We start from the raw sequence: 14,825 nt of genomic DNA, 5'->3' as shown, positions 1-14,825 counted from the left end.
CTGCTGGCCTGGGCCGACGGCGGCACCACCGGCATCTCCAACCTCGGCCAGCCCTGCCCCAAACACCACCGCCTCAAACACGGCTCCGCCTGGACACCGGCCGGGGCCAGCAAGGACCACCCGCCGGGCTGGACCTCACCGTCCGGACGCCATTACCCCAGCGAACACCAAGACTGGGAACCACCCGAATGGCCCGACCACCTCCCGGTTACGGGCGAAGGACCGGACCACGGCCTGCCCGCGGATCCCGGACCTCAACCGCTGCCGGCGCACACCGGGCACCCCGACTCGGAGACGGGCCCGGAAACCTATCAGGATTCCGGCCCGGATCCCGAACCGGAACTGCCCCCGGACCCCTTCCCGGACTGGCACCAATTCACAGCCGCGCACCCACTGCCCGCCGCGGACACGGACGATCCCGGCTGGCCAGAACCCCTCGACGACCCCTACCCGGAAAGCTTCCAGTTCCAATCTGCCTGATCGGCTGGTAGCGGGCCGTTCCAGCGCGGATATCCCAAGCAGCCTGAGATACCTAAGCAGATTCTTGCGGCTGGCTGCTGCACCGCCCGTAAGCTGGCTGCTGTACCGCCCGTAACAGGTAGCGTTGTCGCCGTTGTGTTTGGCGCCCTACACCGGCGGATCGGTCACCAGGATCCGCACCGAGCACAGCTCCGCGGCGGCTTTCTTAAGGACCGCGGCACGTGGATCCGGGACGTCCAGAAACGCGAGCCGGGTCAGGCCGGCGATGCGTTTTAGCACCGGCTCGGCGAGCACCAGATCCGCCAGCGTCCGGTCGCCGCCCGGCGCCAAATATTCGACCGGGTGCTCTGCGAAGATCCTTCCAGCGTGCTCGGCGACAGCTTCCACAAGAGCGTCCGCCTGGTTGGCTCGCCGCCGGGCGAAGCGCTGCTGGGACCACCCGCCGGCAGCCGTCCGGGACTGGACGTGGCGCGTGCCGGTCTTGGACGCCAGCACGGCGCCCGCGCTGACCACAGCCACCGAATATCCGCCGCGCCGGACCAGCACGGCACCGACGCTCCGGGGCTGCCCGGCCAGGGAGGCCAGCCGGGAGAGGGCGTCGTGGCCGCTCCCGGGCCGGCCGTCCACGGGCCAGGGCGCCCGGAGCACGGCCATGGCGCCATCCGCGGCGCGCAACTGCAGGCCAGCGTCGAGCTCCTCCACCACCAGGTCGCCGTGGCTCGCGGCGAAACGGTCCACCCAGCCCGGCAGCCGGTCGCCGGAGACGAAGGCCACTCGGGTCTCGGGGCTGGACATGGCAGGCTCTCCGTTGCAGGGGTGAGAAGTGATGATGGCAGGGCGGGCAGGAACTAGAAGTAGCCTATCTATGTGGATGATCTATTTGGCGCAGGGCGGGACGACGCCGACGGAAGCGACGACCCCGGCGCAGACGGCAACGGCGGCGCCGAGGACTCCGGCCACGCCCGGGGTCAGATCCGGTCAGGCGCCGGGTCAGCCTCGCCGCGGAGCCCGCTCGCCGTCCGGATGCGGCCGCGCACCCTCGATGACGTGGTGGGCCAGCAGCACCTGCTGGGCCAGGGCTCCCCGCTGCGCCAGCTGGCTGCAGGCTCCGACGCGACCGGCCCCGCCGGGCCGAGCTCGGTGATTCTCTGGGGCCCACCCGGCACCGGCAAGACCACCCTTGCCCACGTCATTGCCAAGGGCCCGGGCCGGAAATTCGTCGAGCTCTCCGCCATCACCGCCGGCGTCAAGGACGTCCGTCGCGTGATGGATGAGGCGCTGACCGCACGCGACCTCTTTAAGACCACCACAGTCCTCTTCCTCGACGAGATCCACCGCTTCAACAAGGCCCAGCAGGACGCGCTGCTTCCCGGCGTCGAGAACCGCTGGGTGGTGCTGGTGGCGGCCACCACCGAAAACCCGTCGTTCTCCGTCGTTTCCCCGCTGCTGTCCCGCTCGCTGCTGCTGACCCTGAAACCTCTCACCGATGCCGACGTCGAGGGCCTGTTGCAGCGGGCCGTTTCGGATGTCCGCGGACTGAACGGCAAGGCCGAGCTCAGCGCCGACGCGATGGCGCACCTGGTCCGGCTCTCCGGCGGTGACGCCCGCCGGGCCCTGACGGCCCTTGAAGCCGCGGCTGGCGTCGCCTTCGGAGACGCGGACGACATCGACGCAGTGGATACCGACACAGCCGCCGGCGCGGGAACGGCGGAGCCTGTCACGATCCAATTGCGGCACACGGAGCGGGCTCTGGATGTCGCCTCCGTCCGCTACGACCGGGCCGGGGACCAGCATTACGACGTCGCCAGCGCGTTCATCAAGTCGATCCGGGGCTCCGACGTCGACGCCGCCCTGCACTATCTCGCCCGGATGCTGGAGGCCGGTGAGGACGCCCGGTTCGTGGCCCGCCGGATCGTAATCTCCGCGGCCGAGGACGTCGGCATGGCAGACCCGACGGCACTGCAGACCGCCGTCGCGGCGGCCCAGGCCGTGCAGCTGATCGGCATGCCGGAAGGCCGCATCATCCTCGCTGAGGCCGTGGTGCACCTGGCCACCGCGCCAAAGTCCAACGCCGCCTACATGGGGATCAACCAGGCAATCGCGGACGTCCGTGCCGGGCTCGGAAACGGCATTCCGGCCCACCTGCGCGATGCCCACTACCCGGGATCAAAACAGTTGGGTCATGGCAAGGGCTACAAATACGCCCACGACGCCCCGCATGCCGTGGCCACCCAGCAGTACCCGCCGGACGACCTCGTCGGGCGCAACTACTACGAGCCCACAGTCAACGGAGCCGAACGCGACATCGCCACCCGCCTCGAACGGCTTCGGAAGATCATCCGCGGCAAATGACCAGCCCCTGACCAGCGGCTGGTCCGCAGCGGCACGCAGCGCGGAATCCGTCGTTGACATAGGGGCCAAGAGGTCTAACGTGGAATTACGTCAGCATTGACCTGCTGGCCGTCCGTGCGGCGCAGGGGACAGCGCGGTCACATCGCCGGCACTCGCTCTCCGGACCGGCAGTCGGCTTCGCCCCATCCCAGATCATCCAGCGCATGCGTCCCCGCCCCGTCCCCAGGTAGTGTCCCATGAGTATCAATTTCGTTACAGCCATGGCAGTGAAGTCCTTCGATGTGCCCGATAAGAAGCGGTGTCCGGACAAGGCCGAATTCGACCTCTGCACAGTGAACGACTACTCGGTGACCCGACTGATCCTGGGCCCAGGCTGGCGGTGGTCGGAGAACACCAGGCCCTACGAGCAGACCGACGTGTGCCTGCACCACCATCTCGGTTTCTGCATATCCGGAGAAATGGAAGTCGAAACGGCCGAAGGGCTGCGCTCCACGATCCACGCCAACGACACCTATGCGATTCCGCCGGGCCACGACGAATGGGTAGTGGGACCGAAACCGTTCGTGGCCGTGGAATTCCTGGGTGCCGCGTCCTTCGGGCGCAGCGGTGCACGGGGAGTGCACGCCCGGATCTGACTTCGGTACTGGCTTCGGGCCATGGGCCCATTCATGGTAGGCTGATTCGTTGTCTGGCAAGGCACGGACGCACAATCCATCGAAACTTCGCATTTGATGAGGGTTGCCCTGTGCCCAGTAGCAAAAGGCAGCGGTTGGCCGATGCTCTCCATCGTGGAGGCCAGTAACACTGACACACCGCAGATATTGGAAGGACACAAGTGGCTAACAACACTCGTGCTCGCCGTACCGCACGCCTTTCGCGTGCACTCGGCATCGCTCTGACCCCCAAGGCCGCCAAATACATGGAGCGCCGCCCGTACGGCCCCGGTGAGCATGGCCGTGCCCGCAAGAAGCAGGACTCCGACTACGCCGTACGTCTGCGCGAAAAGCAGCGTCTGCGCGCCCAGTACGGCATCCGCGAAGCCCAGATGACCCGTGCCTTCGAAGAAGCACGTCGCACCAAGGGTCTGACCGGTGAAAACCTGATCGAACTGCTCGAAATGCGTCTCGACGCCCTCGTGCTGCGTGCCGGCTTCGCCCGCACCATCGCCCAGGCCCGCCAGCTGGTTGTGCACCGCCACATCCTCGTTGACGGCATTCGCGTTGACCGCCCGTCTTTCCGCGTCGGCGAGGGCCAGCTGGTTCACGTCCACAGCCGCAGCGAGACCATGCCTCCGTTCCAGGTTGCAGCAGCCGGCGCTCACCGCGACGTCCTGCCGATCGTTCCGGCCTACCTGGACGTCAAGCTTGACGCCCTGCAGGCCCGCCTGGTGCGCCGCCCCAAGCGTTCCGAGATCCCCGTGACCTGCGAAGAGCAGCTCGTCGTGGAATTCTACGCACGCTAGTTTCAAAGGCAACACCTACAAAGAAGCCCGTGGCAAGCGCCGCGGGCTTCTTTGTATGTAAGGTACTTGGGGGAGTTCCCCGGGAGCCGGTTCCGACCGCCGGTTTAAACTGCCGGCAAAATCCGTCGAACCCGACGCAACGAGCAGCTATCCACTGCAGTTCAAGGAGATGAGTGTCTATGTCTGGTGGCGATATTGCTGGCCTGATCGCGGCAGGGGTGTTCGCACTGCTGGTCCTGCTGCTCGCCGTGCCGATCCTGAAACTGGGGGGAGTGTTCGACGAAGTGCGGACATCCATCCGGTCCATCAGCGACGGCGCCACCCCGCTCATGGACGAAGTCACCGCCACGGTGACCACCACCAATGAGCAGCTGAAGAAGGTCGACGGTATCTCCTCCAACGTCTCGGATGCCTCCGCCAACATCTCGGCGCTGTCCTCGCTCATGGCCGCCACTGTCGGCTCACCGCTGATCAAGGTGGCCGCGTTCAGCTACGGCGTGCGCTCCGCCTTCTCCACCCCCAAGAAGCCCGCCACCGGCCGGCGCAGCCGCTAAGCCCTCCAGGAGAACCTGACATGAACAGAATTATCTGGATGGGAATCGGCGTCGCGATCGGCGTCATTGCCTTCCGCAAGGTCACCGAGGCCCAGTCCGCCCTTGGTCCCCAGGGGCTCAACCGTGCCGTGGGACGGCTGGCGGACGGCCTATACGACTTCGCCGACGCCGTCCGCGAAGGCATGGGAGAGCGGGAAGCCGAACTCCGCTCCGCCCTCGGCATCGACACGGCCTCGGATATCGCTGCAGGCGGCGCCGTTGCCCGCCGGGATGCGGTCCGGCGCTAGCCGGGAGAGAATTAGTAAGTACGGTGCCCGTTAAGGGCGTGCCGGCACGTCGGCACCTCCCAAAGGAGTCCCGGATTGACGGGGCCCGGATCAGCGCCATCTCAGCTTGACCCGCGCAGCAAAGACGCGGGCCACATAACGCAGTGAATATTGAAGGGTAAGAAATCAGCTCATGAAGTCGCAGGAGATCACCAAGCGCTGGATCGACTTTTTTGTCAGCAAGGGGCACACCGCTGTGCCCTCCGCCTCCCTGGTCTCCAGCGACCCCTCCCTGCTGTTCACCGTGGCCGGCATGGTCCCGTTCATCCCGTACCTGACGGCCCGTGAGGAGGCCCCCTTCAAGCGGGCCACCAGCGTGCAGAAGTGCATCCGGACTGGTGACATCGAGGAAGTGGGCAAGACCGCACGCCACGGCACCTTCTTCCAGATGTGCGGCAACTTCTCCTTTGGCGACTACTTCAAGGAAGACGCCATCAAGTTTGCGTGGGAGCTCCTCACCAGCAGCGTGGACGACGGCGGGTACGGACTGCCGCCGGAGCTGCTGTGGGTGACCGTCTACGAAGAGGACGACGAGGCCGAGCAGCTGTGGCTGAAGAACACCGGCATGCCGGCCGAACGGATCCAGCGGATGGGCAAGTCCGACAACTACTGGTCCACCGGCCAGCCGGGCCCGGCCGGTCCCTGCTCGGAGATCTACTACGACCGCGGCCCGTCCTACGGCGTCGAGGGCGGCCCCATCGCCGACGAAAACCGCTACGTCGAGATCTGGAACCTCGTGTTCATGCAGTACCAGATCGACAACGTCCGCTCCAAGGTGGATTTCGACATCACCGGCGAGCTGCCCATGAAGAACATCGACACGGGCCTCGGCATGGAGCGCCTCGCGATGATTCTCCAGGACGTCGAGAACATGTATGAAACCGACCAGGTCCGTCCCGTGATCGACCGCGCCGCGGCGCTCTCCGGCCGGGAGTACACCTCCGCTGAGTCCGCCGAGGACCCGCACCACACCGACGACGTCCGCATGCGCGTGGTTGCCGACCACATCCGCTCCGCCCTCATGCTGATCGCCGACGGCGTCACCCCCTCCAACGAGGGCCGGGGCTATGTGCTGCGCCGCCTAATCCGCCGCGCCGTGCGTTCCATGCGCCTGCTCGGCGTCGAAAAGGCCTGCCTGCCCGAGCTGCTGCCGGCCTCGCGGGACGCCATGAAGGGCGTCTACCCGATCGTGGAAACTGACTTCGAGCGCATCAGCCGGATTGCCTACGCCGAGGAGAAGGCCTTCCTGCGCACCATCGCGTCGGGCACCGCCCGGCTCGAGGACGCCGTCAAGGAGTCCAAGGCCGCCAACCAGCCGCTCTCCGGCGCCGACGCCTTTGCCCTGCATGACACCTACGGCTTCCCGATCGACCTCACCCTGGAAATGGCCGAGGAAGCCGGGCTGAAAGTCGACGAGCCCGAGTTCCGCAAGCTCATGCTCGAACAGCGCCAGCGCGCCCAGGCCGATGCCAAGGGCAAGAAGGGCTCGCACGCCGATCTCAGCGCGTTCCAGGAACTGCTGTCCGCGGGCGAGACCGTCTTCACCGGCTACACCGAGCTCCAGGGCGAGTCCAAGGTCCGCGGGATCCTGGCCGGCGGCCGGAAGGTCGCCCAGGCCTCCACGGGCGACGAAATCGAACTCGTCCTGGCCGAGACGCCGTTCTACGCCGAGGCCGGCGGCCAGGCGGCCGACACCGGGCTGATCACCGGTGACGGCTTCGTGGTCGAGGTCCTGGACGTTCAGCGCCCCGTCAAGGGCCTCAGCGTGCACAAGGCGATTGTCCGCGAAGGCGAAATCGGGTCCGACTCGCTGGTTCAGGCCGCCGTGGATCGGGAACGCCGCCACGCCGCCGAGCAGGCCCACACGGGCACCCACATCGTGCACGCGGCCCTGCACCAGATCCTGGGCCCGGAGGCCCTGCAGCGCGGCTCCTTCAACAAGGCCGGCTACCTGCGCTTCGACTTCGCCTGGGGCGAGGGCCTGAGCGCCGCCACCCGGTCCGAGATCGAGGAAGTCTCCAACATCGCCATCCGCAACAACTTCCGGGTGGAAACCAAGATCATGGGCCTCGCCGAGGCCAAGGCTCTCGGCGCCATGGCGCTGTTCGGCGAGAACTACGGCAACGAGGTCCGGGTCGTGGAAATCGACGGCGCCTGGTCCCGCGAACTCTGCGGCGGCACCCACGTCGAGAACACCTCCCTGATCGGCAGCCTGTCCCTGCTCGGAGAGCAGTCCGTCGGCTCGGGAAACCGCCGTGTCGAAGCCTTCGTGGGCATGGACGCCTTCCGGCACCTGGCCGCCGAACGGGCCCTGGTCACTGAGCTCACGGAGATGCTGAAGGTTCCCTCCGGGCTGCTCGCGGACCGGATTTCCAGCACGCTGACCAAGCTCAAGACGGCCGAAAAGGAACTCGAGCGGCTGCGCAGGGAGCAGCTCACGGCCGCCGCTGGCCAGCTGGTTGGCACCGCCAAGGACGCCGCCGGCGTCAAGGTCATCGCACACGACGCCGGCCAGGTCAGCGGCGCGGACGACCTTCGCGGCCTGGCCCTGGACCTGCGGACGCGTCTCGGTTCCGAGCCCGCCGCAGTCGCGGTGGCCGGCGTCAGCAACGACCGTCCCGTCATCCTGATCGCCACCAACGAAGCCGCCCGGGCGGCCGGAGTCAAGGCCGGTGCCCTGGTGCGCCTCGCCGCGGGCATCCTCGGCGGCGGCGGTGGCGGCAAGGACGACGTCGCCCAGGGCGGCGGCACGGACGCCGCCAAGGTCGGCGCTGCCCTCAGCGCCGTCGTGGACGCCATTACCCGGCGATAGCGGATCCTACGTGTCTGAAGCTGCTGTGGCCGGCGTCTATCCCCGGGGTGTGAAGCTCGGGGTGGACGTCGGCACCGTCCGCGTGGGCGTGGCCGTCTGCGACCGCGACGGAATTCTCGCGACCCCGCTGCGCACGCTGCAGCGGAACGTGAAAAAGAACACCGACGTGCGCATCCTGGCCGCCCTGGCCGCTGAGCTGGACGCCGTGGAGATTTTCGTGGGACTGCCGCGCACCATGAAGGGCGAAGAGCACGCCTCGGCCAGGATGGCCACAGAGTATGCACAGCTGCTTGCCCGGGCCCTGCAGGGCGCCGGATCCGACGTACCTGTGCGGCTTGTTGACGAGCGGCTCAGCACCGTGACCGCCCACCGCAACCTGCATGAAGCTGGCATGAGCAGCAGAAATCACCGTACAGTTGTTGATCAGGTTGCGGCGGCAGGTATTCTGCAACAAGCGATTGATATGCAAAAGGCCAGGGGAACGGAGGTCGGAAACCGCGTGTACGCGGAGTCTGCGCCGGGGCCGACCGGAGGCGGCGCACAGACCGGCCCGGCAGTACAGACGCACTCTTCAGACAATGGAAGGCTACAGTGAGCCCGGTCAACAGTGATGACTCCTCCGGTGACGCCCTTAGTGGTGCCGGCCGACCGCTGACGCGTAAAGAGATCCGGGCCCGGGAAAAGCTTCTGGCGACGCAGGGACACAGCGTGATCCCGCCGCAGGCTTTTGAGACGGGACAAGACGTTCCCACGCCGGCGCCGGAGCGCGAACTGCCGCAGGCCGCCCCGGAACTGCCCGACGCGGCACCGACCGTGCACGAAGACGCCGTACACGAAGAGCCCGTGCACACAGAAGCCGCGCACGACGAACCAGTCCACCCAGAACCAGTCCACGACGAACCAGTCCACCCAGAACCCGTGCACGAAGAGCCGGTTCAGGACGAGCCCGTGCGCCCCGAACCTGTGCACGAAGAGCCGGTTCAGGACGTTCCGGTTGACGTGAAGCCCGTTCGCGAAGACTTCACCCAGATGATCCCCGTCCGTGAAGAGCCCAGCCACGACGACCCCGGCTATAACGTCGCCGGCCACGAGGACGCCGTCTACGCAACGGCCGGCCAGCAGGGCTACGAAGCCCGCCATGGCGGGGCTGCCCCCGGCACCGGACCTCATGACGGTTACGCGCTGCCGCCCCATGAGATGGGACAACACGATGTGGGACAACATGATGAGGCCCACGATGTTTACGACGATTCCGTCGATCACGATGCCCCGGCCCATCCGGAGGCCGAGTACCACGGCGAGTCCGGCCACGAGCTGATGGCCGGAGCGGTCCGCTACAACAAGGTTTCGTCCAAGAAGGTCCGCCGCCGGCGCCGCTTCCTGGCCCTGGTGCTGTCCTTGACAGTTTTCGTCGTCGCAGTCGTTGTCGGCGCGCAGTTCCTCAAGCCCCTTCTGGGCGGGGACAAAATGGCCGATTACCCCGGCCCCGGGACCGGCAACGTGACCATCACGGTCGCTCCCGGTGCCGGGCCGAGGTCCGTGGCCACCGAGCTGGAATCGCAGAAGGTGGTGGCGAACGCGGACACTTTCTTGAAGGAGTTCACCGCTTCCGGCGGTGCCCTGAACCCCGGCACTTTCTCGATGCGCCAGGAAATGAAGAACTCCGATGCCGTCTCTGTCCTGCTCAACGAGGGCCAGGGCAAGGTCATGTACTTTGCGCTCAGCGCCGGGTTGCGGATCAGCGAATCCCTGCAGGCGATTTCGGAGGGCACCGGGATTCCGGTGGCCGATTTGAAGGCGCTCAGCGATGCGCCCGCGCAGTTTGGCGTCCCGAAGAAAGCCAAGAACCTCGAAGGCTACCTGGCGCCGGGGGAGTACCGCTTCCCGTTGGGCTCCTCTGCCAAGGACATTCTGCAGAAGCTCGTCGGCAACACCTTGGATGAACTCAAGGCCCAGGGCGTCACCGATTCCGCGAAACAGTACGACGTCGTGACGGTAGCGAGCATCGTGCAGGCCGAAGGCGGCCAGGCTGAATACGGTGATGTTGCCGGCGCCATCTACAACCGCCTCAAGCCGAACAACACCGAGACGAACGGGCTGATCCAGTCCGATGCCACGGTCACCTATGGCCTGGGCATCCGCAGCTTCCACATCGACGAGGCCCAGAAGGCTGACAAGTCGAATCCGTACAACACCTACGCCAACCAGGGACTGCCTGCCGGGCCCATCGGCTCTCCCGGCAAGACGGCCATCGACGCCGCCGCCAAGCCCAAGTCCAACAGCTACCTCTACTGGGTCACCATCAATCTGGACACCAAGGAGACCAAGTTCTCCAAGACGTTGGCCGAACACAACGGTTACGTGGAGCAGTACAACGCCTGGTGCGCCGCCAACCCGGGACGCTGCGTATGACGCTGCGGGCGGCCGTCCTTGGGCATCCCATCAGCCATTCGAAGTCGCCGGCGCTGCACCGTGCCGCCTACGCCTATCTGGGCCTGGGCATCTCCTACTCCGCCATTGACGTGACGGAGTCCGCATTGCCGGATTTCATGCGGCAGGTCAGGGACGAGGCGCGCGCTGACGGTTCCTGGCGCGGCCTCTCGGTCACCATGCCGCTCAAATCGGCCATGGTGGCGGAAGTGGACGAAGTCCGGGGCGTCGGGCGCGCACTCGGCGTGGTCAACACCGTGGCGTTCGAACCCGACGCCGACAGTGCCGACCAAACCCAGTTGGTCGCTTACAACACCGATGTCGCCGGGATCGTCAACGCACTCCGGCACGCGGGCGCCGCCCCGGCACCCACCGCCGTAATACTTGGTGGCGGCGGAACGGCCGCCGCAGCCATCGCGGCGCTCAAGGAACTGGGGGCACCGTCCGCCGACGTATTCGTGCGCGATCCCAGCCGCGCCGGCGAGGCCCGCGCGGCGTCCGCCGCCTTGGGAGTCCCCGTCCAGGTGCTTCCTCTTGCCGGTGCGGCCGCCGCGGTCGCCGCGGCCGACGTCGTCATCTCCACGCTGCCGCCCCGCGCGGCGGACGCACTTTCCGCGGAACTGGCAGACGCGCTGGCCGCGAAACCGACAGGCGCCCCGGGGGTGCTCCTGGACGTCGCCTATGATCCGTGGCCCAGCCGGATCGCGGCGGTCTGGCAGGAAGCCGGCGGCACGGTGGTCCCGGGACTTGAAATGCTTATCTACCAGGCCGTGGAGCAGGTGCGGCATTTCACCGGACTGGGCGAGGGTCTCCCGGCCGGAGTCATAGATGTGATGTGTGACGCAGTGGGGGCACCCCGACGGGTGTTCTAACCGCCCGACATGGCAGGATGGATTGTATGTTGCGTTGGTTGACTGCCGGAGAATCCCATGGTCCGGCACTGGTCGGAATAATTGAAGGCGTGCCCGCCGGTGTGGAGCTCACCAGCGCCCACATCAGCGAGGCCCTGGCCCGCCGCCGGCTCGGTTATGGCCGCGGCGCCCGGATGAAATTCGAGCAGGACGAGGTCACGATCCTCGGCGGAGTCCGCCACGGCCTGACCCAGGGCGGCCCTGTCGCGATCCAGGTCGGCAACACTGAATGGCCCAAGTGGGAACAGATCATGTCTTCCGATCCTGTCGAGCCGGAAATCCTGGCCGACCAGGCCCGGAACGCGCCTCTGACGCGGCCGCGGCCTGGCCACGCTGACTTCACCGGCATGCAGAAATACGGCTTCGACGAGGCCCGCCCGGTCCTCGAGCGCGCCAGCGCCCGCGAGACGGCCACGAGGGTGGCGCTCGGCACGGTCGCCGCAGCGTTCCTCAAGCAGCTCGGGATCGAACTCGTCTCCCACACCGTGTCCATCGCCAGCGTTGCCGTACCGGAAGGCCGGCCGCTGCCGGTCCCGGGCAACGTGATCGCCCTGGACGCCGATCCGCTGCGCTGCTTCGACCGCGAAACCTCGGACGCCATGGTGGCCGAGGTCGACGTCGCGCACAAGGAAGGTGAGACCCTCGGCGGCGTCGTGGAAGTGCTTGTCTACGGGCTCCCGCCGGGACTGGGCAGCTACGTCCACTGGGACCGGCGCCTCGACTCGCGCCTGGCCGCGGCCCTGATGGGCATCCAGGCCATCAAGGGCGTTGAGGTCGGCGACGGCTTCCGTACGGCGGCGCGCCGCGGCTCGGCCGCCCACGACGAGATCGTCAAGGACGCGGACGGCAAGATCATCCGCACGTCCAACCGTGCAGGCGGGATCGAGGGCGGCATGAGCATTGGCGATGTCCTGCGCGTCCGTGCCGCCATGAAGCCGATCGCCACCGTGCCCCGCGCGCTCAAGACGGTCGACGTCAGCACGGGGGAGGCCGCCAAGGCCCACCACCAGCGCTCCGACGTTTGTGCCGTCCCGGCCGCCGGCGTCGTGGCTGAGGCCATGGTGGCCCTCGTGATCGCCGAAGCGGTCACCGAAAAATTCGGCGGTGACTCCGTGCAGGAGACCGCCCGCAACATCAAGGGTTACCTGGACAGCATTCCGGCGTCCCTGGACTCGATCGGCCACTAGTGCCGGCCGGGAACACCGACAGGCGCTCCGCCGCGGCAAGGCACTCCGGCCCGGTGGTCCTGATCGGACCGATGGCCGTGGGCAAGTCGGCGATCGGGCACCAGCTCGCGCAGCACCTGGGCTGCCCGTTCGTGGACACCGACGCGCTCGTGGTGGCCCAGCACGGGACGATCGCCGAGATCTTCGCCAGCCGGGGCGAGCACGCCTTCCGTGAACTCGAGGCCCGGGCCGTGGCGCAGGCCATCGAAGAAGCGCAGGGGAACTCCACCGTCATTTCGCTCGGCGGCGGGGCTGTCCTTGACTCCGGTACCCAGCAGCTCCTGGGCCGCTGTACCGTTGTTTATCTCGAATGCGACGCCGAGACTGTGGCGGAACGCATTGCCAGAAATTCGGGCCGGCCGCTCCTGGCCGGCGACGCCATGGGCCGGTGGCGGACCTTGTTCGCCACCCGGCAGCCGGTCTACGAACGGCTCGCCGACCTGATCCTCGATGTCCGCAGCGGCAGCGTTCCGGAGCTGACCCACCGGCTGGAAGATGCGCTGGGGGAGCACGCCGCCGCGAAGACCGCGGCCGTGCCCACTCCGGCGGCGACAAAGGAAGTTGAATAGTGAGCAACGAATCAACCGTCATCAAAGTCACCGGACAAACGCCGGGTGAGAACTACGACGTCGTAGTGGGCCGCGGCCTCCTGGCAAGCCTGCCCGGCCTGCTGGGCGAGCGCGTCAAACGGGTCCTGGTCATCCACCCCCGGGCGCTCCGACTGACCGGGGACACCGTCCGGGAAGAGCTGGCCGCCGCCGGCTTCACCGCGCTGACAGCAGAAATCCCCGACGCCGAAGAGGGCAAGCACATCGAGGTCGCCTCCTTCTGCTGGCAGGTGCTGGGTCAAAACGACTTCACCCGCTCCGACGCCGTCGTCGCCGTCGGCGGTGGCGCCGTGACGGATCTGGCCGGCTTTGTCGCCGCGACCTGGCTGCGCGGCGTCAAGGTCATCCACATGCCCACGAGCCTGCTGGGCATGGTGGACGCCTCGGTCGGCGGCAAGACCGGCATCAACACCGCCGAGGGCAAGAACCTCGTGGGCGCTTTCCACCCGCCCGCCGGTGTCCTCGCGGACCTTGACACGCTGGAGACGCTGCCGAAGAACGAAATCATCTCCGGCATGGCCGAGGTCATCAAATGCGGCTTCATCGCAGACCCCGCCATCCTGGACCTGATCGAAAAGGACCCGTCAGCGGTCATCGATCCCCGCTCGGACCTGCTGCGGGAACTGATCGAACGGGCCATCACCGTCAAGGCCCGGGTGGTCTCCGAGGACCTGAAGGAAACCGGCCAGCGTGAGATCCTGAACTACGGCCACACCCTGGGCCACGCGATCGAACTCGCCGAGCGCTACTCGTGGCGCCACGGTGCCGCCGTCTCCGTGGGCATGATGTTCGCGGCCGAACTCGCCCGCAGCGTGGGCCGGCTCAGCGACGCCGACGCCGACAGGCACCGCAGTATCCTCGAAAGCCTCGGGCTTCCCATCACCTACCGCCGCGACCGCTGGCAGGCCCTCCTTGACGGCATGCGCCGGGACAAGAAGTCCCGCGGTGACCTGCTGCGGTTCGTGGTGCTCGACGGCGTCGGCCGGCCCGGCATCCTCGACGTCCCGGACACGTCACTGCTGTTTGCCGCCTACCAGGAGATTGCCTCCTGATGCACATGGTCAAGGGCGGCACCAGCGAGTGGCCGGACGCGGGACTTGCCGGGATCCGGATCAACCCGCAGACCCTGATGCCCCAGATCGTCAACGACGAGGTCCTGGCCGAGGCGTTGGCGGCCTCTGCAGACCCGGGGGACCTGATCCTCGTCCGGCTCGTCGAAGGGCGCGCTGCCGAGGCCGCCGAGCTCCTGGCCGAGGCCCGCTACAAGGACCCCGGCTCGCTCCGGCTCCGGATCTTCGAGGCGGACGTGCTCCGGGTTTCGAACCGGTTCGACCGGGCGGTCGAAGTGTTCCGCCAGCTCCTCGCCGAGACCCAAGGGACATTGGAGGAGGCGGCCGTCCGCCAGCACCTCGGCAGGTCCTACTTCGCCGGCGGGAACGTTGGCGCCGCCGTCGAATCCTTCGCCAAGGCGCTGGATCTGCGGGTGGCCGGGCACGCCGACGCAGCCCTGATCTACGCCTCGACAGTGGCGCTGCAGCGCGCGCGGGAAGTGCTGGAACAGCAGTCCTGAGCCCCCGTCAGCCAGCTGTCCGCGCGAACCGGTAGAATAGAACTTGGATTTTTGACAAATACGCGCTGGCGGGCCGCTTGGCATGCCGGCCCGG

The 14,825-nt window shown here is 67.3% G+C and carries 14 protein-coding genes and 1 pseudogene; 14 read left to right on the top strand and 1 reads right to left on the bottom strand.

Features of this window, described 5'->3' with window-relative positions:
- A pseudogene (locus tag AC1DEM_RS12720) lies at positions 1–480 on the top strand (HNH endonuclease signature motif containing protein); the annotation flags it as partial.
- A gap of 147 nt (positions 481–627) precedes the next feature.
- Here the strand turns inward: AC1DEM_RS12720 and AC1DEM_RS12715 are convergent.
- The gene (locus AC1DEM_RS12715) at positions 628–1,275 is read right to left on the bottom strand and encodes an acVLRF1 family peptidyl-tRNA hydrolase (protein ID WP_476884708.1); all 648 of its coding nucleotides are present in this window, start codon (positions 1,273–1,275) and stop codon (positions 628–630) included.
- Positions 1,276–1,347: 72 nt separating this feature from the next.
- On the opposite strand from AC1DEM_RS12715, the gene AC1DEM_RS12710 reads away from it, so the two are divergent.
- The 13 genes from AC1DEM_RS12710 (at position 1,348) to AC1DEM_RS12650 (ending at position 14,731) form a co-directional block, all read left to right on the top strand.
- Positions 1,348–2,832: a replication-associated recombination protein A gene (locus tag AC1DEM_RS12710; protein ID WP_476884707.1), complete on the top strand. Its 1,485-nt coding sequence runs from the start codon at positions 1,348–1,350 to the stop codon at positions 2,830–2,832.
- A gap of 236 nt (positions 2,833–3,068) precedes the next feature.
- Entirely contained in the window at positions 3,069–3,467 is a 399-nt protein-coding gene (locus AC1DEM_RS12705; RefSeq protein WP_476884706.1) for a cupin domain-containing protein, read from the top strand.
- A 200-nt stretch (positions 3,468–3,667) separates the two neighbouring features.
- Positions 3,668–4,294, top strand: a complete 627-nt coding sequence (gene rpsD, locus AC1DEM_RS12700) for a 30S ribosomal protein S4 (RefSeq protein WP_018773157.1) — start codon at positions 3,668–3,670, stop codon at positions 4,292–4,294.
- Between the two features lie 179 nt (positions 4,295–4,473).
- Positions 4,474–4,848: a DUF948 domain-containing protein gene (locus tag AC1DEM_RS12695; RefSeq protein ID WP_476884705.1), complete on the top strand. Its 375-nt coding sequence runs from the start codon at positions 4,474–4,476 to the stop codon at positions 4,846–4,848.
- 20 nt (positions 4,849–4,868) lie between these two features.
- Positions 4,869–5,135, top strand: coding sequence for a DUF6167 family protein (locus tag AC1DEM_RS12690; RefSeq protein ID WP_476884704.1), 267 nt, complete (start codon positions 4,869–4,871; stop codon positions 5,133–5,135).
- 172 nt (positions 5,136–5,307) lie between these two features.
- Positions 5,308–7,986, top strand: a complete 2,679-nt coding sequence (gene alaS / locus AC1DEM_RS12685) for an alanine--tRNA ligase (RefSeq protein ID WP_476884703.1) — start codon at positions 5,308–5,310, stop codon at positions 7,984–7,986.
- A 10-nt stretch (positions 7,987–7,996) separates the two neighbouring features.
- Positions 7,997–8,581 carry a Holliday junction resolvase RuvX gene (gene ruvX / locus AC1DEM_RS12680; protein ID WP_476884702.1) on the top strand — a complete coding sequence of 195 codons (585 nt, stop codon included), beginning with the start codon at positions 7,997–7,999 and terminating at the stop codon, positions 8,579–8,581.
- Positions 8,578–10,398: an endolytic transglycosylase MltG gene (mltG, locus tag AC1DEM_RS12675; RefSeq protein ID WP_476884701.1), complete on the top strand. Its 1,821-nt coding sequence runs from the start codon at positions 8,578–8,580 to the stop codon at positions 10,396–10,398. The genes ruvX and mltG overlap by 4 nt, the downstream gene beginning before the upstream one ends.
- A complete protein-coding gene (locus AC1DEM_RS12670; RefSeq protein ID WP_476884700.1) occupies positions 10,395–11,288 on the top strand; it encodes a shikimate dehydrogenase in 894 nt (297 codons plus the stop codon). The genes mltG and AC1DEM_RS12670 overlap by 4 nt, the downstream gene beginning before the upstream one ends.
- 26 nt (positions 11,289–11,314) lie before the next feature.
- On the top strand, positions 11,315–12,514 hold the full coding sequence (aroC, locus tag AC1DEM_RS12665; RefSeq protein WP_277525862.1) for a chorismate synthase: 1,200 nt from the start codon (positions 11,315–11,317) through the stop codon (positions 12,512–12,514).
- Positions 12,514–13,122, top strand: a complete 609-nt coding sequence (locus AC1DEM_RS12660) for a shikimate kinase (RefSeq protein ID WP_476884699.1) — start codon at positions 12,514–12,516, stop codon at positions 13,120–13,122. Before aroC ends, AC1DEM_RS12660 begins: the two co-directional genes overlap by 1 nt.
- Positions 13,122–14,213, top strand: coding sequence for a 3-dehydroquinate synthase (aroB, locus tag AC1DEM_RS12655; protein WP_476884698.1), 1,092 nt, complete (start codon positions 13,122–13,124; stop codon positions 14,211–14,213). Before AC1DEM_RS12660 ends, aroB begins: the two co-directional genes overlap by 1 nt.
- Positions 14,213–14,731 carry a tetratricopeptide repeat protein gene (locus AC1DEM_RS12650; RefSeq protein ID WP_476884697.1) on the top strand — a complete coding sequence of 173 codons (519 nt, stop codon included), beginning with the start codon at positions 14,213–14,215 and terminating at the stop codon, positions 14,729–14,731. The genes aroB and AC1DEM_RS12650 overlap by 1 nt, the downstream gene beginning before the upstream one ends.
- The last annotated feature ends 94 nt before the right edge of the window (positions 14,732–14,825 follow it).

Source organism: Arthrobacter sp. 05T420 (assembly GCF_056396305.1).
Note: the sequence above shows the minus strand (reverse complement) of the source record. Positions and strands in the feature narration are given on the sequence as shown.